Annotated in this window: 20 protein-coding genes; 14 read left to right on the forward strand and 6 right to left on the reverse strand. The window is 61.8% G+C overall.

The genetic code is table 11. The features are described from left to right. Positions 1-21: 21 nt before the first annotated feature. Together EK373_RS24700 and EK373_RS24705 are read left to right on the forward strand one after the other, a co-directional pair. Positions 22-1,731 carry an Hsp70 family protein gene (locus EK373_RS24700; protein ID WP_129647360.1) on the forward strand — a complete coding sequence of 570 codons (1,710 nt, stop codon included), beginning with the start codon at positions 22-24 and terminating at the stop codon, positions 1,729-1,731. Beyond that, positions 1,728-3,431: a DUF3488 domain-containing protein gene (locus tag EK373_RS24705; RefSeq protein ID WP_129646949.1), complete on the forward strand. Its 1,704-nt coding sequence runs from the start codon at positions 1,728-1,730 to the stop codon at positions 3,429-3,431. The genes EK373_RS24700 and EK373_RS24705 overlap by 4 nt, the downstream gene beginning before the upstream one ends. Positions 3,432-3,454: 23 nt before the next feature. Here EK373_RS24705 and EK373_RS24710 read toward each other — a convergent pair whose 3' ends face one another. Further along, a complete protein-coding gene (locus tag EK373_RS24710) occupies positions 3,455-4,402 on the reverse strand; it encodes a polysaccharide deacetylase family protein (RefSeq protein ID WP_129646951.1) in 948 nt (315 codons plus the stop codon). A 123-nt stretch (positions 4,403-4,525) separates the two neighbouring features. Between EK373_RS24710 and EK373_RS24715 the strand changes: the two genes are divergently transcribed. The 4 genes from EK373_RS24715 to EK373_RS24730 are packed head-to-tail and all read left to right on the forward strand — an operon-like array spanning position 4,526 to position 8,486. Beyond that, entirely contained in the window at positions 4,526-4,933 is a 408-nt protein-coding gene (locus tag EK373_RS24715) for a BlaI/MecI/CopY family transcriptional regulator (protein WP_129646953.1), read from the forward strand. Between the two features lie 2 nt (positions 4,934-4,935). Continuing rightward, a complete protein-coding gene (locus tag EK373_RS24720; RefSeq protein ID WP_232831207.1) occupies positions 4,936-6,528 on the forward strand; it encodes a M56 family metallopeptidase in 1,593 nt (530 codons plus the stop codon). 19 nt (positions 6,529-6,547) lie between these two features. After that, entirely contained in the window at positions 6,548-7,711 is a 1,164-nt protein-coding gene (locus EK373_RS24725; protein WP_129646957.1) for an acyltransferase family protein, read from the forward strand. After that, positions 7,704-8,486 (forward strand): class I SAM-dependent methyltransferase, encoded by a 783-nt coding sequence (locus tag EK373_RS24730; protein WP_129646959.1) that lies wholly within the window; start codon positions 7,704-7,706, stop codon positions 8,484-8,486. The genes EK373_RS24725 and EK373_RS24730 overlap by 8 nt, the downstream gene beginning before the upstream one ends. 70 nt (positions 8,487-8,556) lie before the next feature. Here the strand turns inward: EK373_RS24730 and EK373_RS24735 are convergent, their stop codons facing one another. From EK373_RS24735 to EK373_RS24745, 3 genes are all read right to left on the reverse strand, one after another. Continuing rightward, the gene (locus tag EK373_RS24735; RefSeq protein WP_129646961.1) at positions 8,557-8,781 is read right to left on the reverse strand and encodes a DUF3072 domain-containing protein; all 225 of its coding nucleotides are present in this window, start codon (positions 8,779-8,781) and stop codon (positions 8,557-8,559) included. 491 nt (positions 8,782-9,272) lie between these two features. Beyond that, positions 9,273-9,659 carry a response regulator gene (locus EK373_RS24740; protein ID WP_129646963.1) on the reverse strand — a complete coding sequence of 129 codons (387 nt, stop codon included), beginning with the start codon at positions 9,657-9,659 and terminating at the stop codon, positions 9,273-9,275. Beyond that, positions 9,652-11,838 carry a PAS domain-containing sensor histidine kinase gene (locus EK373_RS24745; protein WP_129646965.1) on the reverse strand — a complete coding sequence of 729 codons (2,187 nt, stop codon included), beginning with the start codon at positions 11,836-11,838 and terminating at the stop codon, positions 9,652-9,654. The genes EK373_RS24740 and EK373_RS24745 overlap by 8 nt, the downstream gene beginning before the upstream one ends. A gap of 423 nt (positions 11,839-12,261) precedes the next feature. Here EK373_RS24745 and EK373_RS24750 point away from each other — a divergent pair, with 423 nt between their 5' ends. Further along, on the forward strand, positions 12,262-13,239 hold the full coding sequence (locus EK373_RS24750) for an alpha/beta fold hydrolase (protein ID WP_198683624.1): 978 nt from the start codon (positions 12,262-12,264) through the stop codon (positions 13,237-13,239). A gap of 29 nt (positions 13,240-13,268) precedes the next feature. On the opposite strand, the gene EK373_RS24755 is transcribed toward EK373_RS24750, so the two are convergent. Further along, positions 13,269-14,144, reverse strand: a complete 876-nt coding sequence (locus tag EK373_RS24755; RefSeq protein ID WP_129646967.1) for a crotonase/enoyl-CoA hydratase family protein — start codon at positions 14,142-14,144, stop codon at positions 13,269-13,271. A 159-nt stretch (positions 14,145-14,303) separates the two neighbouring features. Between EK373_RS24755 and EK373_RS24760 the strand changes: the two genes are divergently transcribed. Continuing rightward, positions 14,304-15,695 carry a carboxylesterase/lipase family protein gene (locus EK373_RS24760; RefSeq protein WP_198683625.1) on the forward strand — a complete coding sequence of 464 codons (1,392 nt, stop codon included), beginning with the start codon at positions 14,304-14,306 and terminating at the stop codon, positions 15,693-15,695. A gap of 71 nt (positions 15,696-15,766) precedes the next feature. Continuing rightward, on the forward strand, positions 15,767-16,414 hold the full coding sequence (locus EK373_RS24765) for a TetR/AcrR family transcriptional regulator (RefSeq protein ID WP_129646971.1): 648 nt from the start codon (positions 15,767-15,769) through the stop codon (positions 16,412-16,414). Here EK373_RS24765 and EK373_RS24770 read toward each other — a convergent pair. Continuing rightward, on the reverse strand, positions 16,380-17,255 hold the full coding sequence (locus tag EK373_RS24770) for a TetR/AcrR family transcriptional regulator (protein WP_129646973.1): 876 nt from the start codon (positions 17,253-17,255) through the stop codon (positions 16,380-16,382). The genes EK373_RS24765 and EK373_RS24770 overlap by 35 nt on opposite strands. 191 nt (positions 17,256-17,446) lie before the next feature. On the opposite strand from EK373_RS24770, the gene EK373_RS24775 reads away from it, so the two are divergent. The 5 genes from EK373_RS24775 to EK373_RS24795 all read left to right on the forward strand — a co-directional run bounded on the left by EK373_RS24775 (position 17,447) and on the right by EK373_RS24795 (position 23,142). Next, positions 17,447-17,743 carry a hypothetical protein gene (locus tag EK373_RS24775; RefSeq protein WP_129646975.1) on the forward strand — a complete coding sequence of 99 codons (297 nt, stop codon included), beginning with the start codon at positions 17,447-17,449 and terminating at the stop codon, positions 17,741-17,743. A 71-nt stretch (positions 17,744-17,814) separates the two neighbouring features. Continuing rightward, on the forward strand, positions 17,815-18,231 hold the full coding sequence (locus tag EK373_RS34415) for a c-type cytochrome (protein WP_407676217.1): 417 nt from the start codon (positions 17,815-17,817) through the stop codon (positions 18,229-18,231). A 228-nt stretch (positions 18,232-18,459) separates the two neighbouring features. Continuing rightward, the gene (locus EK373_RS24785; RefSeq protein ID WP_198683626.1) at positions 18,460-20,133 is read left to right on the forward strand and encodes a DUF1592 domain-containing protein; all 1,674 of its coding nucleotides are present in this window, start codon (positions 18,460-18,462) and stop codon (positions 20,131-20,133) included. 4 nt (positions 20,134-20,137) lie between these two features. After that, entirely contained in the window at positions 20,138-21,493 is a 1,356-nt protein-coding gene (locus EK373_RS24790) for a DUF1552 domain-containing protein (protein WP_129646981.1), read from the forward strand. Positions 21,494-21,504: 11 nt separating this feature from the next. Then, positions 21,505-23,142 (forward strand): VOC family protein, encoded by a 1,638-nt coding sequence (locus EK373_RS24795; protein WP_157994525.1) that lies wholly within the window; start codon positions 21,505-21,507, stop codon positions 23,140-23,142. The last annotated feature ends 81 nt before the right edge of the window (positions 23,143-23,223 follow it).

The raw sequence follows: 23,223 nt of genomic DNA on the forward strand, positions 1-23,223 counted from the left end.
TCAGCGGAGGGCGCCTCATTCATGATTCTCGGCATCGACCTGGGGACGACAAACAGCGCGGCGGGAGTATGGCGTAACGGGCGTGCCGAGCTCATTCCAAACAGTCTCGGACACCTGCTGACGCCCTCGGCGGTCAGCATCGATGACGACGGCAAGATTCTGGTCGGTCTGGCGGCCCGCGACCGTCAAGTGACACACCCGGAACGAACCGCCACAGCTTTCAAGCGCTACATGGGCACGAGTCGGTCCCTTTCTCTGGGGCAGACACGCTACTACCCGGAGGAGTTGTCTGCGTTCGTGCTGCGTTCGTTGAAGGCAGACGCCGAGCACTACCTGGGCGAAACGATCACTGACGCAGTGATCACTGTCCCAGCTTACTTCAATGACAAGCAGCGCAAGGCGACCAAGCGTGCGGGCGAACTCGCGGGGCTGCGCGTGGAGCGGCTGTTGAATGAGCCGACGGCAGCCGCGCTGGCTTACGGAATTCACGAAACCGGGCGCGAGACGCGCTTTCTGGTGTTCGATCTCGGCGGCGGCACTTTCGACGTTTCGGTGCTGGACATTTTCGACGGCGTGATCGAAGTGCGCGCGAGCACAGGTGACAATCGCCTCGGCGGTGAAGACTTCAACGAGGTGCTGATCCGCATGATGCTCGAGAGCTGCCGTCAGCAGTGGCATCTACCCGACACGCCTCGCAGCGAGCTGCTCTATCAGCGCGTACGCGCCGAGGCTGAGCGTGCACGCCGACTGCTTTCGAGCGAAGAGCAAACCACGATGTCGATCTCGTGGAACGACAAGCATGCCGAGCACCTGGTGAGCACGGAACAGTTCGAGCGTGCTGCCGAGACTTTACTGCAACGGTTGCGTGTTCCCGTGGTTCGCGCGCTGAAGGACGGCGGCATCGATGCCAGTCAGCTCGATTCAATCGTGTTGGTGGGCGGAGCGACGCGCATGCCCATCGTGCGCCGAGCGGTGACCAGGATGTTTGGCCGCTTCCCTGACTCGCGACTCAATCCCGACGAAGCGGTCGCGTTGGGAGCGGCGGTGCAGGCGGGCCTGAAGCAGCGCGATGCCGCTCTGAATGAAATTGTGCTTACGGACGTTTGTCCGTACACGCTCGGCATCGAGATTTCCGAGGTCGTTGCGGGCGTCGGGCTGCGCGGCGGCCTGTTCGCGCCGCTCATCGAACGCAATACCATCGTGCCGGCGAGCCGCTCGAAACAATTCTCCACGCTGACCGACGGGCAGACCTTTGTGCACGTCAACGTCTACCAAGGCGAAGCGCGGCAGGTCAGCGATAACGTCAAGCTCGGCGAGTTGAAGGTGCCGGTGCCGCCGCGTCGCGCCGGAGAAGTGAACATCGATTGTCGCTTCAGCTATGACGTGAGCGGCTTGTTGGAGATCGACGTACACGTGCCGCTCACCGACGAGCGCCATCAGCTGGTCATCCTGGACGATGAGGACGGTACGCAACGCGAGGAAGTGCAGCAGCGCCGAGAACGGCTGGCTGCGCTGAAGATCCATCCACGCGATCAGGATGCAAACAGGGTGGCTCTGTCGCGGGCCGCCCGCTGCTTCGAGGAATCGCTCGGCGAGCGTCGCGAGTTGGTCGGACGCTGGATGTCACAATTCGAGGCGGTGCTTGAACGGCAGGATCCGCGCGAAATCGAAATGGCGCGGAATGCGTTCATGAAGGCGCTCGACGGTGTCGATGGCGAGGTGTTCTTGTGAGCACGCCTGATGCTCCATGGAGCATCCTTGGTATTGCGCCCACTGCAGATGGCGCTGCAATCCGGCGCGCCTACGCGGCGAAGCTGAAACTCACTCGCCCCGAAGACGATCGAGCGGGATTCGAGCATTTGCGCGCCGCCTATGAGCTCGCGCTGCAATGGGCTCGCCAGCAAGTTGCTGCGGTCCGCGCTCCGGCACCGGTGTCCGCGACAACTCCGACGCACGGTACGGTGAATGAAACAAAAGCTTCGGCAGCCGACCCAACGAACGTCGTCGATGTCGAGCGTGAAAACGTTCGACGGGCGTTCGGCGAGCTGCACGCGCAGCTGAAATCCGAGCGGGGCGACTCGCCCGAGGCAAGTCGCGCGCTGGCAAAAATCCTGGAATCGCCGGCACTGGAAAACGTGTCGGCCGAACAGTGGGTCGAGCGCCAGCTCGCCGGTTTGCTCGCGTCTTTCATTCCTGCGTCCGACTCGCTGCTGGAAAGCGCCGCCGCCAGGTTTAGCTGGGCTCGTCCGGAAGCGGAGCTGGATCGGACGCCGCCGATCGAAGTCATCCTGAGTCGCCTCAACGATCTCCATTTCCTCGACACGTTGCGCTCCGGAGAGAGCCCTTACTCGGCCGCGTTTCGCGGCCTGCAGCGGCGCAAGATCCCGCTCTACAGCTGGATGATGGCGCATATCAGCAAAGCCGGCGTGCCGGGCGAATATGAGCTCCTGCAGCTGATCCGCCTGCACCATCGGTCGTTGCTGCCGTTGTTGGAGCCCACCGCGGTTGCATGGTGGGACCGGCTTGCCGGCCGGCCGCAGGTTTCGTTTCCGATCATCCTGCTCGGCCTGGCCTTCGCCGCGCTCAGTGTTATCCCGGGCGTTGCCATCGGCGAGCCGAATGCGGTGCTGGTCAGTGTGGGGAACATCGCGGCCGTGTTCACAGGGCTGGCGCTTTGGAAGCTATATCTGCTTGATTGGCCCCGCCATCTGCTGCGTACAAAGCTGCCCGTGCCGCCGGTGTTGGTGCTGCTCGGCTGGTTTCCCGCCAGCATCGCCGTCGTACTGCTGGCATTGATTCCCGCGTGGAGCTTCGTTTCATGGATCCTCGCCGTGCTTGCGGCTTGCGCCACTCAGTGGGCGTGGATCGTCGGATGGAACGGCGCCCCCGGCTCGCTGCAGAACGTGCTGACCATGCCGGTTTTCCGCGTCCTGATTTATAACTTTGTCGCTGGAATGTGGTGGTTGTCCGCCGCGGGAAAAATGCCGCCAGTGCCGCAACTTCATGCGCCGGTGCTGTGCGCATTGGCCGGCAGTGCCTTGGGCTTGCCGATGGCGATCGCGGTCTGGGAGCAGCGTCTGACTTCCCCTCAGCGCTGGATCTGGCTGTTTGCCACCAGCATCGTTGCCATCGTCGCCGTCGCCGTGCTGTGGTTTCTGGCCGATCGCGAAGCCTGGAGGCCAGTCGCTGCCGCCCTGGTCATCGTTGCTCTGCTCATGCACCGTCACATCGCGGCGATGCTCGGCAAGCGCCAGCAGGAACTCAGGTTTGGCTGGATGGTGACTTTCTTCATCGGCCTGATCGTCGTAACGGTGCAATCGGAGCAGATGACGCCGCAGTTCGATGTGGTGCTCACCGGCTTCGGCTCGCTGTTGGCGAGTACGGTGCTGCTGTGTGCGCTCATGGCCATGTGGAACGAGCGGCAGGGATGAGCGCCCAGCTTGGTCGCGTCGGCTCACAGCTTCAGCTCGTCCATGCGGCGGCGTTCGTAGACTTCATCTTCCGCCGGATAGCGCAGGTCGGCGAACCGGCCTGACTGCTTGGCCATCGCCCAAAGAACGCTTTCGCCGGCTGGCAGAATATCCGGCTCGGCGGCAAACAGCGGGTCCTGAAACGCTGTTTCGGCATCGATGATGCGCCAGCCACGCTGCACATACATTTGCAGCAGATCTGGCAGAAACAATGCCGCAGCCAGGTTGTGATGGATCAGCAGCGTGTGCTTCACCGGTCGCTGCAGCACTTCCCGGGCGAGGCGGTCGTAGAACTGCGTGCGATCCCACAAGTGCTCCAGATAGAACGCGCGATAGCCGTCCAACGCCGCATGCGGGTCCTCGGCCAGTCGCTTGCGCAGTCGAGCATCGATCGCCCAGTCCGAGGCATCGACTGTCACGTAGCCCATGCGATAGCCATTGGCTTTGAGGAATGCGCGCATCCGGTCGCGTTGCTCGGCAGTGGCTCCTTCCTTCAGATACGGAAATCTGAACCACTTGCGGAATGTTGCATACGACGCGATCACTGCTTCGCCTCGCAGCACGTCGGCGGAAAATTTATCGAAGCCGGTGTCTGGGTAGTGCCAGTGCGAGTACGTGTGATTGGCGAGTATGTGACCGGCATCGCTCCACGGCGCCAGGCGCCGCCTGCCGTCCGGATTGTCGACCCGCCTGCCGCACACGAATGCGGCTGCCTGCACCCGCATTGCCCGCAACGCGTCGAGTATCTGTGTGTTCCTGGCATCGGGATCGAATAGCGGTGTCGACGCATTCAGGTCGAAATCGTCAATGGTGATCGCGATCTCCGGTTGAGATGCCGGAGGTAAGGCGGCCGAGCTGCGGCAGCCCGCCAGCGCGCTCATCAACATCCCAATGCAGGTGCGGCGGCTGAAGCCGCCAGAGGGTGCATCCATGTGTTCGCCTCAGGTATCCGTGGACTGCGCCAAATTCGGCACGCGGCGGATCATGACTAAACTCTTAGTTGCCAGCAACTAATTCCTTAGTTACGATGTGTCATCACGTCGCAATCGAAGCTCATGGTCAGAAAATCCCGCGTCGCGCGTATCGCACAGCCCATCGAGAAGCCGCTGACGGCGACCGAACTGGAGATGATGAACGTCATCTGGCGCATCGGTCCTTGCTCGGTGCTGCAAGTCGTCGAGCAGCTGCGGCCCGAGCGAGAGCTTGCTTACACCAGCGTCTCGACGATCGTGCGCATTCTGGAGCAGAAGGGCTATGTCATCAGTTCGAAGGAGGGGCGCGGACATCTCTATGACGCTGCTGTGTCCAAGGAGGACTATCAGCGCAGCACGCTGAAGCGGATGGTGACGAGCGTATTCGACGATACTCCAGCGCTCCTCGTGCGCCGGCTGCTCGACACCGAGTCGCTCAGCTCGGACGATCTTGCTGAGATCCGCGCGCTGCTGCGGAAGAAAGGAAAGTGATGATGACCGTGCACGCGGTGAACATGTACTTGGTTGCGAACCTCCTGTTGCTGCTTGCAGCGGTTGGAGTGGCATGTCTGCGTGGCGTTGGCGGGCGCTCGATCACTGCAATCGCGTATCGACGCCAGCTGCAGATTGCATACGTGCTGACGATTGCGGCCGTGATGCTGCCAAGCCTGTCGCTGCTATCGCAGCGTGAGGATTGGCTGCCCAAAAACGCACAGATCTGGTCCGGCGCATCAATGGGTGATGCTACCCACAGCTCCCGAGATACGCATCGAATTGGCTTTTCAGTCGCGTCGTCGGAAGTCTCGGCCCCTCTGTACGCAGTTCGCGCCGTCACGACAGGTTTGTTCGTAGCAGGGGCGGCCGCCTTTCTCATAGTGATCTTCGCCGAAGCGATGCGGATCCGGCGCATCATCGTCGATGCGCAGACAATCGCGACGCGTCGGCGCGTGCGGGTGCTGTCCTCGCAGGCAGTCCGCGTACCGTTCTCGCTGTGGATCCCCGGAGTGCACTTCATCGTGCTGCCCGCGGACTTGATTGTATCGCCCGCCGACATTCGCATGGCGATTCGGCACGAAGCCCAACATCACCGACAGCTCGATACACGGGTGATCTACGCATACCAGCTGCTGCGCCTGTTGTTCTTCTGGAATCCGGCCGTGCATTGGCTGAATAGGAGCATTGCGGAGCTCCAGGAGTTCTCATGCGACGAGGCCTTGATCGGAACCCGGAAGGTCTCTCCACAGGCTTATTGCCGCTGCCTGCTGCAAGTCGCCGAGTCGGCGGTCTCCCAGCGCGTTACCTCGATCTGCGTCAGCATGCTGGGTTCCGCGGCGGGCAGCGTTCTGAGGCGAAGAGTCGAAGCGCTCCTGACGCGAGGAGTGGCCAGCAATCGACGCTGGCCCGCCGCGGCGCTTGGTGCTGTAGTGCTGGCAACGATGGCGGGTACCGCCATGGCATTCTCCTCGACGATTCAAGATCGGAGGATTTCGCCCGAGCAGGCGCAGCGCATGTTGGCAGTCGCTCGGCGGGGCAGTGACTTTCCGTTCGTCGCGAACGAGCCGGTCGTGGCGCAGCTCAATCGTTTGCTCGGCACTCCCGACGGCCGGGCCTTCGTACGCGCGAGCTTGCGGCGCATGCAAGAACACGAGGCGCTGATTACTGCAGCGATCGCTCATTACGGATTACCGGAGGAGCTGATGGCGGTGCCTGCGATCGAATCGGGTTATCGCAATCTCCCGCCCAGCGACGATGCGCGACGAGGCGCCGGGCTGTGGATGTTCATCGAGCCGACCGCCCGCCGGTTCGGGTTGGTGATCGACGGGAATATCGATGAGCGGCTCAACGTCGCACTGGAGACTGACGCGGCCATGCGCATGATCGGCGGCCTCTACGAGCACTTCGACGATTGGGGGCTCGCCTTGCTCGCATACAATACTGGTGAGCGCATGGTAGACGAGGCCATGCGCGCGACAGGCTCACGCAATCCGTGGCGCGCAGTCGAGCAGGGCTTCGAGAACGATCCTGACTATCTGGCGCGTGTGATGGCCATGGCGCTCATCATGAAGAATCCCGCGTTGATCGAATGAGAGCGGCCCGCGTGCCTTGATGCGAAACCCGGGAATCGACGCGCTGCGAGGTCTGGCGATCCTGCTCGTGATCCTCGTGCACCTGCGCATCCGCATCCCGCTGAAGGACAGCTTCGTCGCCGACATCCTGCCCCACTGGTTGGTGAACGCCCTGACCGATCGTGGACATGAAGCGGTATACGTGTTCTTCGTGATCTCGGGCTTTCTGATCACATCGCATGCGATGATCAGATGGAGAGAGCTCCACCAGATGGACGCTCTGGCATTCTGGGCGCGGCGTGCTGCGCGCATCCTGCCTTGCTTGCTGGTCCTGATCGCCGTGCTGAGCGTTCTGCACTTACTGGATGTGCAGGGCTATACCATCTGGCGGGAAGGTCAATCTCTTTCGGGCGCGATCGTCGCGGCGCTCGGCTTTCACATCAACTGGTACGAAGGACAACACGGATATCTGCCCGGCAGCTGGGACATCCTCTGGTCGTTGGCGATCGAGGAGATCTTCTATCTCGGCTTCCCGATTGTTTGCCTCCTGATCCGGAGCCGCGCAGCCATGATGATCCTGCTCGCGCTGTTCGCGGCATCGCTGCCCATTCTGAAGGCCACCGTGGGTGGCAGCGAGATCTGGCAGCAAAAGGCTTACCTCCCGGGTATGTCGGCCATCTCCGCCGGTGTCGTGGCGGCGTTGATCGCTGCGAAGATCCAAGCAGTATCGATGGCGCAGCTACGTGTCCTCTATGCCGTCGGCACGGCAGGGCTGCTTGCGGTGATGGGGCTCACCGATCGCATTGCCGCCCTTCAATACGTTTTGCCGCTGCTGCTGACTGTAGCCACTGTGTGTCTCCTTCTCGGGTTTCACTGGCAGGCGAAGCTGGGAGCTCTCAGAAGTCGGCCGGGGGCAAAGTGGCTGGGCTCCATGGGGCGCTTGAGCTATGAGATGTACCTTTCCCACATGTTCGTCGTGCTGTCCGTCGCCAGCGTCGTGAAGGCCGCTCGATGGGATCCCTATTGGGGCTTTGTGTGGTATCTGCCGACGATCCTCATGGCGTGGGGGCTGGGCTCGCTGATCGAGAGGCATTTGTCGACACCGTCAATGAAATGGGTGCTTCGGCAGGCGATCACGAATGAAAGGCTTGAACCGCCGCGTCTGCGTGGCCCCCATGATGGCAAGGTGAGCATCGATGACTGAGCGCGGACGGCAAGCAGTTTTCTCGGACCGGGTGCAAGCCTATGTGCGTGCGCGGCCTCGATATCCAAAGGAGCTTGCGACTCTCCTGATGGACGAGTTCGCGCTGACTTCGGGCGCCGCTGTTGCAGACATCGGCAGCGGAACGGGACTGTCGTCCGAGCCATTCCTTCGGGCGGGATGTCTGGTCAGTGGTGTCGAGCCGGACGATGCGATGCGGGCAGCAGCTGAGCGTGAGCTTGCAGCCTACGCCGGCTTTACGAGCGTCAAAGGCCATGCGGAGGGTACCGCGCTGCGAGCAAGCAGCATGGATCTGATCGTCGCCGGCCAGGCGTTTCATTGGTTCGAGCCAGCGAAATTTCGCATCGAAGCGCTTCGTATAAGTAGGACAGGCGGCTGTCTCGGTTTGTTCTGGAACACGCGGCAGCACGAGGTTTCGCCCTTCATGAGCGAATACAACGAGACGCTGCTTCGGTGTTGCACAGAGTACCGGGAGAAGTGGGGCGGAAGGGATGTTCGAGACCGCCGGGCGCCGGCGCTCGATACCGTGTTCGGCAGCGGTCGATGGCGCGAAACGCAGCTGCCTAACGGTCAGAGCCTGACGCTCGATCTGCTCATCGCTAGAGTGGAATCGGATGCGTATGCGCCGAAGCCTGGACACCCGGAGTATGAGCTGCTGACCGAGGGCTTGACGGAATTATTCCACCGTCACGCTGCCAAAGGCCTCGTGGAGCTGCAATATCGTACGCGAATCTTCCTTGGCAGGATCGAGCCGTGAGGCGCTATTGCTGTCGCAAGCCTCGTGGATCAGGCACGGGCGCCGGATCTGCAATGAGCGGTCGCTAACTTTACTTGCACGAGCGGCGGCCGGTTCGCCGCTGCAATTCTTCGATTCGCAGGGCCGCCTCCACGTGGGTCATGTCTTCGAGATCTGTGCTCTGCTCGCCAGCGTCCAACATCAGGGTCTTGAGGTATGAGAGTTGGGCGGCCGTGATGCGCTCGTCACTCGTGCCCCAATGTCTCGGCTCGCGATAGACGGCTTCGCGTGTCATTGGCGAGTGTTGGGTTTCCATCTTCAATCCTGTATCGATATTCAGCGCTAGCCACTGAATGCTTCAGAAAGCGGAGTGTTCCCAGCCTGCCCGGGATACGTGCGCGCCGTTCAATTACAAGTGCCGGTTCGCGTATGACTTCAGTAGCAGGTCGCCAACCGCCTTCGGCGACAACTGACCGAGTGCCTGGCTCAGCAGGTCCGCTGCGAGGGCTCTCGCCACGTGCGACTCTGCTATGCGCGCTTGGGTAGCGTGCTCATCAGAGCGTCGAGACAGGTAACGTGATGCTTCAATGAGTTCGAGCCGTTCCGTCTCGGTGCGCTCAGCGGGTGGACCTGCGGAAGGACGAAGTCGAGTGTGGCGTGGAACGGCCCTGAGAGGTTTCCTGAGCCAATTCGGGCGGATCGGGATGCGAGATCGCATGGAGCGGCTAAGCCCGTTCGGGAGTCCTGTCTCGCAACGCTTGCTCGCTGCGCAAGTTCCGTTTCGGGGCGAAACCTTCCGGAACGCGTTTAGCCACTGGCCAGCGACATGCGGTGGTTCGCAAGCGCAGTTGCTATCTTTTCCTGCAACTCCGCGATGACGAACGGTTTGGCGAGCATGGGATAGGATTCGAAAACCTGCTCGATGCCGTGCCTGCCGTAGCCGGTACTGAACACCAGGGGGATGTGGCGTTCCCGAAGAATGTGTGCGACGGGAAGCGCCGAGGCGCCATCGAGATTCAAGTCGAGTAGAGCGAAATCTATCGCGATCGTACGCGCCACCTCGCATGCCCGATCGAGTTGCGCCACGGACGCCACGACTTCGCAACCAAGATCGAGCAGCATGTCCTCGATCAACAGCGCGACGGCTCCCTCATCTTCGACGACCAGAGCCTTGAGACCGGTGAAGTCAGCCATGCGCTGCGCAACGCGAGAGCGGGACGACCATCAGGCAGCGTACGCCTTCGGGCTCATAGGAGAGATCAAAGACGCCACCGAGATCGCCCTCGATACAGCGCTCCATCAATCGTCCGCCGAAGCCGCGACGAGTTGGCGGTTTGACCGGCGGGCCATCCTGTTCCAACCACTCGATGGTGAGCGTCCTCACGCCTTCGGAATCTTCCCGAAGCTGCCAAACGACAGAAAGCCTGCCGTGCTCGGATGAGAGGGCCCCGTACTTTGCGGCATTCGTGGCGAGCTCGCTGAGCGCCATCGTCAGGCTCAGCGCGGCGCGGGGTGTGAGGTCGATTGCAGGTCCCGCCATGCTCATGCGGTCCTGCGCCGAACTTGCCATCGGCGCCAGCACCTCGTGGGCCAGCGAAGCGAGCGAAGCGGCTTCCCAGTGACGCTTGGTCAAAAGGTCGTGCGCGCGTGCCACGGCCAACAAACGATTCTGGAATTTGCCGACGAAGTCAGGGAGGCTCTCGGCGTGCCGCGCCGTTTGGGCGGCCAACGACTGCACCGTCGCAAGCGTGTTCTTTACGCGATGATTCAGCTCATCGATCAGAATTTTCTGCCGACTCTCGGCCTGCTTGCGATCGCTGATGTCCAGCAGCATGTTGATGGCGCCGATGAGGTTTCCTTGCGCATCGTACAGCGGCGTGGGGTAGGGGATGAAGGGTATGCGAGTGCCATCGGGGCGCTCCGCAACCGCCTCCGCACCGCGCACCGCACGGTTCTCTTTCAGCGCAATTGCCATAGGACACTCAGCGTGCGGCAAAGGTGCGCCATCGGGTGTGTATAGGCGCCAAGTCACGCACCATTCGTCGCCCGGTGCGGGAGTGCGACCCGACAGTTCGACCGCCGCTTTGTTGTAGAACGTGATCCGACCCGCACGATCGGTCGTGTACACCGCGATGGGCAGCGCTTCGAGCAGGTTCCGCATGTGCCGCTCGCTCTCGCGGATCTGGTCCTCCAGCCGTTTCGCCTCGGTCACATCCTGAAGCACGCGAACACCGTATTGGAAGCGGCCACTCGCATCACGCACAGAGGAACTGTAGACATCCAGATAAAGAACGGTACCGTCGGGTCGGGTTGCGCGCTTTCTGATTGCGTAGTTCTCGAGTTCGCCCCGTACCTGACGCGCGTAGCGGGCGGCGTCCTCGGCTCGATGCTCTGCGTGCGTATATTCGAGAAAGGTAGTGCCCAGAAGCTGCGCACGGGGACGACCGAGCATCTTGCACAAAGCATCGTTCACGCGCAGCAGGGTGCCCTGTTCGTCAGTCTCCGCAATTCCAATGGTGGCAGCCTCGTAGGTCGCGGCCAAACGTCGCTCGCTATCCAGTCGTGCATCTTCGGAGTCGTGGAGCTCCGTCACGTCCGTGGTGAAGCACCGCGTGTTCACCATTTGTCCCTGCTCGAAGCGGCAGTTGGACGTGATGAGCACATGTTTGATCGAGCCGTCTTTGGCACGAATACGCGCGGGATGGCGGTCCAGTTGCTCACCGCAGGACAAGCGCTGGAGGATGTCGCCGATGACGGGCGCGTCCAAATGAAACTCCGCGATGTGCCGGCCGATGTACTCTTCGTTCGTGTAGCCGAGCAGATTCAGCTCCGCCTTGTTGGCCCGCTGGATGATGCCTTCGCCGCTCACGATGTGTAAGCCGATGGCGGCGTTCTCGAAGAAGTCTTCGAGTTCCTGATTCGTGCGGCGCAAGTCGTCTGCAACTTGCCGTGTGGCCGTGGCCCGCTGAAAGCAATTGATTGCGCCCTGGATCTTGCCACGGCGGTCCCGGAGCGCTCGGATGTTCATCAACACCGCGTCCTGGGAGCCGTCCGGTCGCCCCATGATCACTTCGGTGTTTTGACCAGACTTGCCCGCTCTGACCGCTTCAGCCATCGGCGAGGCATCGTGCGACAGCGGCGTGCCGTTCGGGAGGAACAGCTGCTGCGAGCCGCAGAACCTGGTTTCGAGCAGCGTTGGCGCCCGACCCCATAGGGTCGCAGCTTCCCGGTTGTAGGCAACCAGTCGCCCCTCGTGATCGCACAGATACACGGCGCCTGGAAATGCGTCGAGCGCAGTCGGGCCCGCCGATAACAGCGCTTCGTACTCCGTCGAACGCTGTGCGGCGCGCGGGAACTCTTCGACACTTGACATTGCAAGACTCGGATGAGGCTCAGTGCCGGGCGCCTATATATACGAATCGGCGGGCGCCGGGTCCGGGCATAACGGATAGTAGGATTTACAATAACTCGGTGGAGCGCGGGAAGTTCCTTCGTGCGACGAAATAGCGCGACGGGCGCACTGGCAGGCCAGGAGTGTGGACGAGGGCGGAAGCCCTGAGCGCAGGTATGCGGGGTGCCTTCGAAGAACGTCGTTCGCTCGACGGCGCGCTACGCGACCGTCGTCGGCCCGTCTGCTATGCGGGCTCACGTTTATTTCATTGACGAACCAGGGACCGGCCTATATTCCAGCGCATCTCTTCAGCGTGGTGCTCACATGAACGTCAGTGGCTTGTTCGCGCGCTCGCTACTAACACTGATTGCATTAGCTTGCACAGAGGCCAGGGGAGGCGAAGGTATGACAGTCAGCGAAATAGAAGAGCCGAGCCTGCGCCACGTGCAGGTCAACGGCGTGCGTCTGCGTATCGCGGAGATGGGCAAGGGCCCACTGGTGATGCTCGTGCACGGTTGGCCCGAGTCGTGGTATTCGTGGCGACATCAGATGCCAGCACTAGCCGGCGCTGGATTCCGTGCGGTTGCGCCGGACATGCGTGGCTATGGGCAGTCGGATAAGCCCGCGGCCGTCGAGAGGTACGATATCCACCACGTGACGGGCGACTTGGTTGCACTGGTCGATGCGCTGGGCGAGAAAACCGCCATTCTGATGGGGCACGACTGGGGAGCGATCGTCACGTGGCACGCGATGCTGCTCCATCCACAGCGCTTCCGTGCTTTGGTCGCGATGAGCGTTCCATATGCCGGCCGCGGTTCACATTCCCTTGTAGACACTTTGCGCGCGGCGCACGGCGATAATTTCAATTACATCCTGTATTTCCAAGAGCCGGGCGTGGCCGAGAAGGAGTTCGACGCGGACCCGCGCGCGATTCTCAGTCGGTTATATCTGTCGCCGGGCTCACCGCGTGAGCAGCCGTTGGTTCGAGATTCGAAACGAGTTGCCGGTGGCTGGATTCCCAGATTGGGAGCGCCAAAGGGACTGCCGACCTGGCTGACGCAGAAGGATCTGGATTATTACGTCGCGGAGTTCCAGCACGCAGGCTTTCGCGGTGGCATCAATTACTACCGTAACTTGCAACGCAATTGGGACACCACCCCGCAGCTAGCTGACGCGAAGATCACGGCGCCGGTCCTGTTCCTGGCGGGCGATAAGGATGTCGTCATTCGCGGCGCTAGCGCCCAGTCACTCGAGACTGCGATGCGTCCAGCGGTGCCTGGCTTGAAATCGGTCAAGCTGATTCCGGACACCGGTCATTGGGTGCAGCAGGAGCGACCCGTCGAAACCAACGCGCTCATGCTGGAGTTCTTGCGGGCATTGTGAAGTAAGTTACGACGATCAACAGCGACCGGCTACAGCTTGCGGAACTGCCGATCCGTCCACCACGGAAAGAACTTGGGCAAATCGCAGCTCACGCGATCTGTAAACTGCGCGGGACGTTTCTCCAGAAAGGCCGAGATGCCTTCCTTGGCATCCGCGGAGGTGCCAAGCGCGGCCAAAGCAGCAGTGTCGATCTCGTGTGCGTCGATCGGGTGAGGTGCGCTCAGCATTCGCCACATCATCTGACGAATCAGCGCGATCGAAACGCAGGAGGAGTTGTCGATGAACTCTTTAGCGAGCAAGCGCGCGTGCGGCAGCAGATCGTCCGGAGCATGAGTGCTGCGAAGGAGTCCGGCCTCTAGCGCCTCTTCGGAGCGGAAAATACGTGCCGAGAAACACCACTCGAGCGCCTTGCTGATGCCGACGATGCGCGGCAGAAACCAGCTCGAGCAAGCCTCCGGCACGATGCCCCGACCCGCAAACACAAAACCCAGTTTCGCGCCGGTGACCGCCAGGCGAATATCCATCGCCAAAGTCATCGTCAAGCCGACGCCGACCGCCGGACCATTGATCGCGGCAATGACGGGTTTGTAGCAATCATAAATGCGACGAGTGACGCGGCCACCACCGTCACCGACGTAGCGTTCCGATGCAGCTTGCTTGGCGATGTAGTCAGCATGCTTGCTCCACGTGTCGCCGCCGCGTTCCAGATCGGAGCCAGCGCAGAAGGCGCGACCTGCGCCGGTGACGATGACGACCTTGATCTCATCGTCGGCGTCGGCTGCATCGAAAGCATCGATCAATTCGTCCGCCATGCGCGCCGTGAACGCATTCATGCGCTCCGGTCGATTCAGCGTGAGCGTCAGAATGCGGTCGGCTACCTCATAACGAAGGGTTTCGTAACTCATGAGTTGGTCCGTTGTGCGGAAGAAGTCAGCTCGGAACGTATATAACTATACGCCATTGAGCGCAGTCTATTGACGATCACACCATTGTCGAAGCACTCTCTGGGTCCACGGAATGCGAACGCTCTTGGGGGAACGACGATGAGGCATCCAGGACCTCTGTTGGCTGCGCTTTTGATGCTCGCGAGCGCCGCGCAGGCGCAGTCATCGGCAGAGAAGCCGGCGCCCGTGAAGGTGACAATCGATTCGGGCGTGCTCGTCGGGGAGGTGCAGAAGGGGGTTAACGTTTTCCGCGGCGTGCCGTACGCGAAACCGCCAGTTGGGGACTTGCGCTGGCGCGCACCTCAGCAACCGGACAAGTGGGTAGGCGAGCGGGCAGCGAGTGCGAACGAGCCGCCGTGTCCGCAGCCAGTCAACAGCGACGGTACTGTGAACGGGGGTGGCGTCGCTGGCGTGCAATCAGAAGATTGTCTGTATCTCAACGTCTACGCGCCGCCCAACGCGACCAAGGCCCCGGTCGTGCTGTGGTTCTACGGCGGCGGAGCGTTTCTCGGCGCCGGGCACCTTGGTTCTTACAACGGCACTTCGAATGCACAGCAAGGCGTGATTACGATTGCGATCAACTATCGACTGGGCTCGCTGGCAAACTTCACGCACCCGGCGCTCAGTAAGGCGGCGGGTCCCAAGGATCCGCTCGGCAACTTTGCGTTGACCGATGCGGTCGCGGCGCTTGAATGGATCAAGCGCAACGTCGCTGCGTTCGGGGGCGATCCGAGCAACGTGACGATCGCTGGGCAGTCCGCCGGTGGCGTCATGGTGATGCACCTGTTGTCGATTCCATCGGCGAAGGGCCTGTATCACAAAGCGATCGTGCAATCAGGTGCGTTGCTGATGCCCGCTCAAACCCTGGCGGAAGCGGAACAGCGCGGTGCCGACGCCGTCGCATCCCTCGGCTTACCTGCAGATATCACGGCAGCGCAACTGCGTGCAGTGTCCGCGCAAACATTCGTTGCAGGCGAGAAGACGCGACGAGGGGTGACCTCGCCGATAGACAACCGGTTTCGTACGACCGCCACCGTCGATGCGCTGAACGCCGGCACGGAAATCGACGTGCCGGTCATGGTGGGCTCGAACGGCGGTGAGCCAGGCTTCAACAATGCACGCACCGTCGCCAGGCTCGCGGGCGACAGTGGCGCGGGCGCGTGGCTGTATCACTTCGAGCACGTCCCTGGATTCCGCAAAGGAGAGTGGAAGAATGGCGCCATTCATTCGGCCGAGCTCATGTTCACGTTCGATTCGATCCAAACGTCCGGCTGGGCAATGAGCAGTTCGGGCAAAGCGGATGCTGCGGACTCCGCCGTAGCCAAGCTGGTGAACTCGTGCTGGATTGCGTTCTACAAGATGAGTCCGCAGGCGAAGTCGTTCACCTGCGCCAATGGCGTGCAGTGGCCTGCCTTCACCGAGGCGGGCGATGAGGTGATGCTATTCAATGACACGCCACAGCTTGGGAAGTCGAAGACGATTCCGGATGGGCCACCGCGTCCTGCGAGTTGACCGAGGCAAGGAAGGTGCATTCCCGCTGGCGATGTTGAATGGCGCAACGGCGCGGGCTATAAGGGCTGCGCATGAAAACGCGACCGCCCGTGTCCGAGAAGAAGGCCGAAACTGGCAAGTCGAAGCGGCTTTCTCCTGACGTCCGGCGCGCGCAGATGCTCGACACGGCGGCGAGGATGATCGTCGAGCAGGGCTATCTGCCGTTGCCGGTCGAAGAGCTCGCACGACAGGCGGGCGCGAGCAAGGCCCTCATCTACGCTTACTTCCCGACACAGCACAACCTGTTCAACAGTTTGCTGGGCCGGGAAATTCGCAGCCTGTTGCTCGGCGGCCTCGATACCGCCTCGCAGGTCCAGGATCTGGAGCAGGCCGCCGTGCTGTGCGCGATGCTGTATTTCGAGCACGTCGCGCGCAACGGTCCGCTGTTGAACATCTTGATGACCGACCTGTACATGGCCGGCCACTTGGATCCTGAGGTGCGGCAGACGTGCGACTTGGTCGCGGAGCGCTTGACGAATCTTGCGGCCGATCAACTGCCGTGTACTCGGGAGGAGATTCACGCGGCGATCGAGATGATGACTGCCATCCCCGACGAGGCCGGCCGTCTCGTATTTCATCGTGAGCTCGATCAAACCACCGCGCGACAGATCTGCCACAGCCTCATCGGCAGTTGCTTGAAGGCGCTCAGAGCGCCCGAGAAGGTGGCCGTTCCCGACTGACCAGGTCGCGCGAGCCTTGCAGCATCATGCTCAGGCACAGCCGTTCCGCCGATTCGACCGGAATGCGTCCGTCCGCGACGATCTTGCCGGCACGCAGGCACATTGTCGTCAGCACGACGGTCGTGCCGAGCGCGAGAGGTTTGGGAATGCCGTAAAGCGAGACCAGTTCGTCTGCGTGCTCGTGCAGACTGTTGTCCTGCTCCTTGCGTCGCTCGGCGCGCAGCAGGGCGCGCACTTCGGGATTACTCAGCAGCGTTTGTAACAATGCCCCGCGGCGGCCGATGTGACGCAAATACGTCCGGGTCATGCGAGTGATGCGTTGATAGTGATCATGTGATCGCTGCTCATCCACTTGCCGTGCATCGCGGATTCGCTTGAACTCGCGCCGCGCCAGCTCCACGAACAACTGTTCGCGACTGCCGAAGTAGTTGTACGCCAGTGTTTCGCTGATCCCGGCCACGGCAGCGATACGCTTCATCGTCGCGGCGTGCACCCCGGCTTCCATGACGAGCTGCTCAGCGATGCCGATCAGCTGCTCGCGCCGAGCTTCAGGATTGAGGCGGGTGCGTACCCGACGAGATGCGGCCCGTTCGCCGGGAATGATGATGTGCGTGGCCTTGATATCAGGCGCATTGGGCAGCGGCGGCTTCGGCACGGCCTTGCGTGCCGCTGCCTTGGTCCAGTAGCCGCGAGGCGGATAGGGCACCAGCAGCCGATTGCAAATCTTTGTCAACGCATTGCCGCTCAACCCGAACTCGTCCGCGACCGCGCTGATCGGCTTCGACCAGACGCGTCGATACAACTCCTTGCGAGTCAGGGTAATCGGCGCTTTGCGGCTCATCGGTGGGCGACTCGAGAACTGGAACGGGCGATGTGCGGACGCTAGCCAGCGGCATCCATTGTGTCAATGCGAATGCCCAGTTCCCGGCTTGCCTGACCTGTCGGCGCATAGGGTTCTTTTGGGGTAGTTGACTGTCACACCATTAAACATTCAAATGCAGCGCATCGTTCACTGGAACCGGCGGAGGGGGCATGGCTGGCCATGATCGTCGCAGATTTATCGCCTACGGGTTGCAGGCGTCGGCATTGATCTGTGTGAGCGCAGCCGCGGGCCCGGCCTGTGTCGATCCGGACGACTTGAGCGACAGCGTACAAGGCATGCGCGACTCTCTGGAATACACCGACGCAGCCGCCGATCCAAAGCAGGCGTGCAGGGCGTGTTCGTACTTCAAACCTGCCAAAGCAAGTGATGACTGCGCCCATTGTGAGGTTCTCAACAGCCCCGTGCGCGCGAGTGGTCACTGCGTGTCCTGGACCAAGCGTGCGTGAGCTCGTCATCCATCATGAATTCGAAGCGCGTCCTCCAATTGTTTGCCGGTATCGGCTTTGCCGCTGCGGCCATGACCGTCGTTGCCGACCAGGATTTTGATCCGCAGCCGGTCATCGAGGGGCGCCAATCCGCCTTGCGCGATATCGGCGCGGCCTTCAAGGGCATCAACGATGAGTTCAAGAAATCCCCACCATCGCTGCCATTGATTCGCCAGTACGCGCGACAGATCGATGATCTGAGCAAACAGCAGCACCGCTGGTTTCCGGCCGGCACCGGCCCGGAATCGGACGTCCAAACCGCGGCGAAGTCGGAGATCTGGCAACAGCCGGCTCAGTTCGAGGCGGGGCAGGTGGCCTTCGGCGAGGAGGTCGCAAAACTTGTGCAGGCCGCCTCGGGCAATGACCCCGCGGCGATCAAGTCGCAAGCGCAGGCGCTTGGGAAAACCTGCAAAGCTTGTCATGACAAGTTTCGCGAGAAAGACGATTGAGCGCAGCGGAGGCGTGGGCGCCCATTGTTTCATGTAAGGAGCCGAGCGTGTTCTTGCAACGCCTGAAACAACGGCCGCCCTGCGGAACGGGCCGTAGCTTTCTCCGATCAGGTGAAGAATGTTGAGCGCCGCCCGCGACTAATTGACGGTCGCTCCAATAATGTAATACGGTCGGCTCCATGCGCTGCAGCGCCTGCTCGGCGGCATCGCGACTTGGGGGAACGAACGTTGATCACGAAGACGGCTTCAGCCTGGGCGCTGCTCGGCGCAACCCTGCTCGGTGTCGTGGCCGTCGAGGCGGCGGCCCCAGGTCCGACGCAGTTGCCGGCGATAAAAGTGGGTTTGCGCAGGATCACCGAAACCCAGTATCGCCACACCATCGCAGACGTGTTCGGGCCCGCCATCAAGGTCGAAGCCCGCTTCGAGCCGGAGCGTCGCGAAGAAGGACTGCTCGCATTGGGTAGCGCGATGCTGTCGCTCACGTCCTCCGGCTTCGAGCAGTATTTCGCGCTCGCGCGGTCGATCTCCGGGCAAGTGCTGGATGAGAAAGGTCGTGAGACCGCTGTCCCCTGCACACCGGTCGATGCGGCGAAAGCCGACGACGCGTGTGCTCGCGAGTTCCTGGCTCGATACGGTGAGCTGCTGTTCCGCAGACCGCTTGCGTCGGCCGAGATCCAGAGTCGTGTGAAGACCGCCGGGCTCGGGGCAAATCAAGCGGGCGATTTCTATGCCGGCCTCGAGCTGGCGCTGACGAGTTTGCTCGTCGCGCCCGATTTTCTGTTCCGGATCGAATCGGCCGAGCCCGAACCCGCCGATCCAAAAAAATTCCGCCTCGACGCCTATTCCAAGGCAGCGCGGCTGTCGTTTCTCCTGTGGGATTCAACGCCCGATGCGGCGCTCCTGGCAGCCGCTCGCAGTGGCGCGATTCATTCGCAAGACGAACTGGAACAGCAGGTCGAGCGCATGATCGCCTCGCCGAAGTTCCGTGACGGCGCGAGCGCATTCTTCGCCGATATGTTCCAGATGGATGGCTTCGGCAACCTGGTGAAGGATCCGGCGATCTATCCGAAGTTCAATCAGTCGGTGGCGGAGTCGGCGCGCGAGCAGATGCTCCGGCGCACGCTCGATCTGCTGGTGGCCCAGCAGGCCGACTATCGCGATCTGTTCACCTCGCACGATACGTTTCTCAATCGCTCGCTCGCGTCCGTGTATCGCGTGCCGTACGCGTCCAAGGAGTCGTGGATGCGGTACGAGTTACCTCGGGAATCGGAGCGCTCAGGCATTCTCACCGACATCGGATTCCTGTCGCTGCACGCGCATCCCGGCACCTCTTCGCCAACCCGTCGCGGCATCAAGGTGCTGGAGATCTTCATGTGCCAGGCGACCCCGCAGCCGCCGGCGAATGTCGATTTCTCCGCGGTCCAGGACAGCACCAAGGGCACGGTCCGCGGCCGTCTGCTCGATCACATGGAGAACGAGGGGTGCTCGGGCTGTCATCGCCGCACCGACCCGCTCGGTCTTGCGCTCGAGCATTTCGATGGTCTTGGACAGCTGCGCACGATGGAGAATGGTGCGCCCATCGATGTGAGCGCGGAGATCAAAGACGTGAGAATCGAGGGCGCGCGCGGCGTTGGCGAATACCTGCGCACCGAGCCGCGTGTTCCCGCCTGCCTCGTGCGCAACGTGTATTCGTATGGAGTGGGTGAGAAGACCTACGGTCGCGACAAGGCGTACCTCGCTGTGCAGACCCAGGCATTCATCGCAAGCGGCTACCGATACCCGGCGCTGGTCCGGCAGATCGCGACGAGTCCGGAGTTCTTCCAGGTGGTCGCACCGAGAGCAAAGCCTTCGAAACCGATTGCGGAAGCAACGGTGACACAGCTGCAATCCACGGCGGAGTAATCCGATGAAACTGCGTTTCGATCGTCGCTCGGTTCTGAAGGGCATGCTTGGCGGGTCGGCGGTCTATGTCGGTCTGCCGGTGCTCGATGCATTTCTCGACACCAACGGCACGGCGTTCGCAAGCGGAGCGCCGCTACCCGTGAGATTCGGTACTTATTTCTGGGGGCTGGGTCTCACCGATACGCCGACGGGCGGCTCGCGTTGGGTGCCGACAAAAGCAGGGCCGGGGTACGAGCTCATGCCCGAGCTCGAAGCACTCGCTCCGCTCAAGGACAAAGTGTCGGTTTTCTCCGGATTCCGAGCGATCGGCGATGGGCGCGCGAACCTCGTTCACTGGACCGGGCACGCGTCGATCCTGTCAGGTATTGCGCCCGCGTCGGCCAGCAAGTTCGATGCGCCGTCGTTCGACACCAAAGTCGCCGATGCGATCGGCACATCGACTCGCTTCAAGTCGATCGACATCGATGCGTCCGTGTCGCGCCAGCCGGTGAGCTATTCCACGCGGTCGGGCTCTACATTCGCTTCGCCCGATGCCACGCCGCTTGCTCTGTACCATCGTCTCTTCGGCCCTGACTTTCAGGATCCGAACAGCGACAACTGGAAGCCCAACCCGTCCATCATGCTACGCCAGAGCGTGCTGTCCGCCGTCACGGAACAGCGCCATGCTTTGATGAAAGGGCTCGGCAAGGACGACCAGCTGAAGATGGACCAATATTTCAGCTCGGTGCGTGACATGGAGAACCAACTCGCCGTGCAGTTGCAGCGACCGGAGAAGGCCCAGGCCTGCGTGGTGCCGCAAGCGCCAAAGGATCCGACGCGGATCTCGTCGGTCGATGTGGTCAATGCCAATACCAAGGTGATGGCGAAGCTGCTCGCGATGGGGCTCGCTTGTAATCAGTCGCGGGTGTTTACGTTCGTGCACACCTCAGGCGCCTCGGAAACCTACCTGGCCGGCCAGAGCAAGATCTATCACCAGATCACGCACGACGAGCCGACCGACGCGAAGCTCGGCTATCAACCCGAATCGAGCAAGCTTGCGGGCGAGGTGATGAAGGGTCTAGGTGTGTTTCTCGCCGAGCTGGACGCCATCAAGGAAGGCGAGGGCACGTTGCTCGACAACTCGATCGTGCTCGCGTTCAGCGATACCGGCTACGCGAAGATTCATGCGATCGAGAACATTCCAATGTTCCTCGCCGGGCGGGCCGGCGGACGGCACAAGGCCGGGCAGCACGTCGCAGGCAAGGGTGACTCGGTAACGCGCGTTTCGCTGACGGCAATGCAGCTCGCCGGCGCGCCGATCGGTGAGTTCGGTGTCGGCTCGATGAAGACGACCCATCCCATCGGCGAAGTCATGGCCTGAGGATGCGCAGCATGAAACGTAGCAGCCGGGCAGCGTTGGCGTTGGCGGCATTTGCGGCGCCATGTGTCGCAATGGCGGCCTGGACGAAATCGTACGTCGTCGAGTGGAACGAGCCTGCGATGTACTACGGAGCGAAGACCGGCGTCATCGATCCCGGCACCGATTGTCCGCAAGGCACCAATCCCGAGATCGACTGGGTGAAGGTCCTGGTGGACGCCGGTTATACGCGCGAAGAAGCGGAATGGCTGCGCAATCCCGCCAACCCGACACGCAGCGCCGTTCATGGTCAGAACCAAATGGCGTTTCGTGGCAAAGACCGCGCAAACGTGTATGTCAATCCGACCTCGACGCCCGATGCCGGACTGGTCGGCGTGACCGGCACGATCGCCGAAGGCATCGACCTGGACGGAAAGCCGAAGACCGGCTTCACGAGCCCGAATGGCGAACGCGGCATCGACAACAACTTCTACAAGACCGTCGGATGCTGGAAGACGTATCGCGGTCCGCAGCGCCTCTCGAGCGGCGCGCTGCAGTTCAACGACTCCATGCGCAACGGTGCATGGACGACCGTGATCGTCGTCGCCGGCAAAGGCAACGATCCGATGAACGATGAGCAGGTCACGGTCGGCTTCTACGTCAGCGGCGATAAGATGGTGAAGGACGGCAACGGCAACATCGCCCGCGACTACACCTTCAGCATCAAGCCGGATGCAAAGTACGAAGCCATCTTCCCGGCCCGTGTGACGAATGGATTGATCGTCTCGACCAAGCCGATATCGGGGGTGCTGCGCGAGCCCGCGTACTGGCCGGATCTGGAACTCGAGCGTGCTCAGATCAAGCTCACGATGCGGCCAGATGGCTCGCTCAGCGGCTACGTCGGCGGCTATCGGCCATGGCAGGATGTTTACCAGGGCTGGGTGAACGCGCGCGGACCAGTCATCGAGGCGCTGACGTGGGTGCAACTGCCCGCGGTTTATTACGCCTTGCGCCGGAACGCCGATTTCAGCCCGCGCGGTGCGAAGGGCGAGAAGACTCACATTTCATATGCCTTGCGCGTGGATGCGTTGCCGGCGTTCGTCATGACTCCAGATGCAAGTCAGCAGGCAGCGGCGGTGCAATCATATAAGTCGCTCGCGCCGCCGGAGAGTACACGCACGGCGAAGGTTATCCCCCGAGTGGTCGATGGGCTGTATATCGACCCGAACGCGACTCATCAGGCCGGCCCGAATGCCGTGATTCTGCCGCGGGCGAATGTCACAAACGGACCCGACGACGCGAAGCCCATACGAGTATCCGGTCTCGGCATTCGCGTGAGTGACCTGGAGCGATCCAAGAACTTCTACACCGAAGTGCTCGGGCTCAAGGTTGCAGCGAAGGTCCCGGCGCAGGGCGAGCCTTACGAATACCTGCTGGGTCTCACTGGCAACGTTCGCGAGGACACGCTGATCGTGATTCGCAAGGGCGAGGTGAAGCCCGGAGCAATCGAGTTCGGCTCGATCACGATCGTCGTTCCAAACGGACGCAAGATGGCGGAACGTGTCGTCGCAGCTGGCTATCAGAACGCGCGGCCCGTGATCGATGGCACGAACTTCGTCCGCGACCCGGACGGTTATCTGATCGAGTTGTACCAGCGCCCCGCGCCTCGTTGAATGGGCGCCGCTTTGCCATAGCCTGCGCTTGCCCGTAAAAGCCCCGCGATTCCACAGCGTGGATCTCGCCAAAAACATTCC

Origin of the sequence: Peristeroidobacter agariperforans (assembly GCF_004138335.1) — a bacterium.
In the GTDB taxonomy this organism is placed as follows: Bacteria; Pseudomonadota; Gammaproteobacteria; order Steroidobacterales; family Steroidobacteraceae; genus Steroidobacter; species Steroidobacter agariperforans.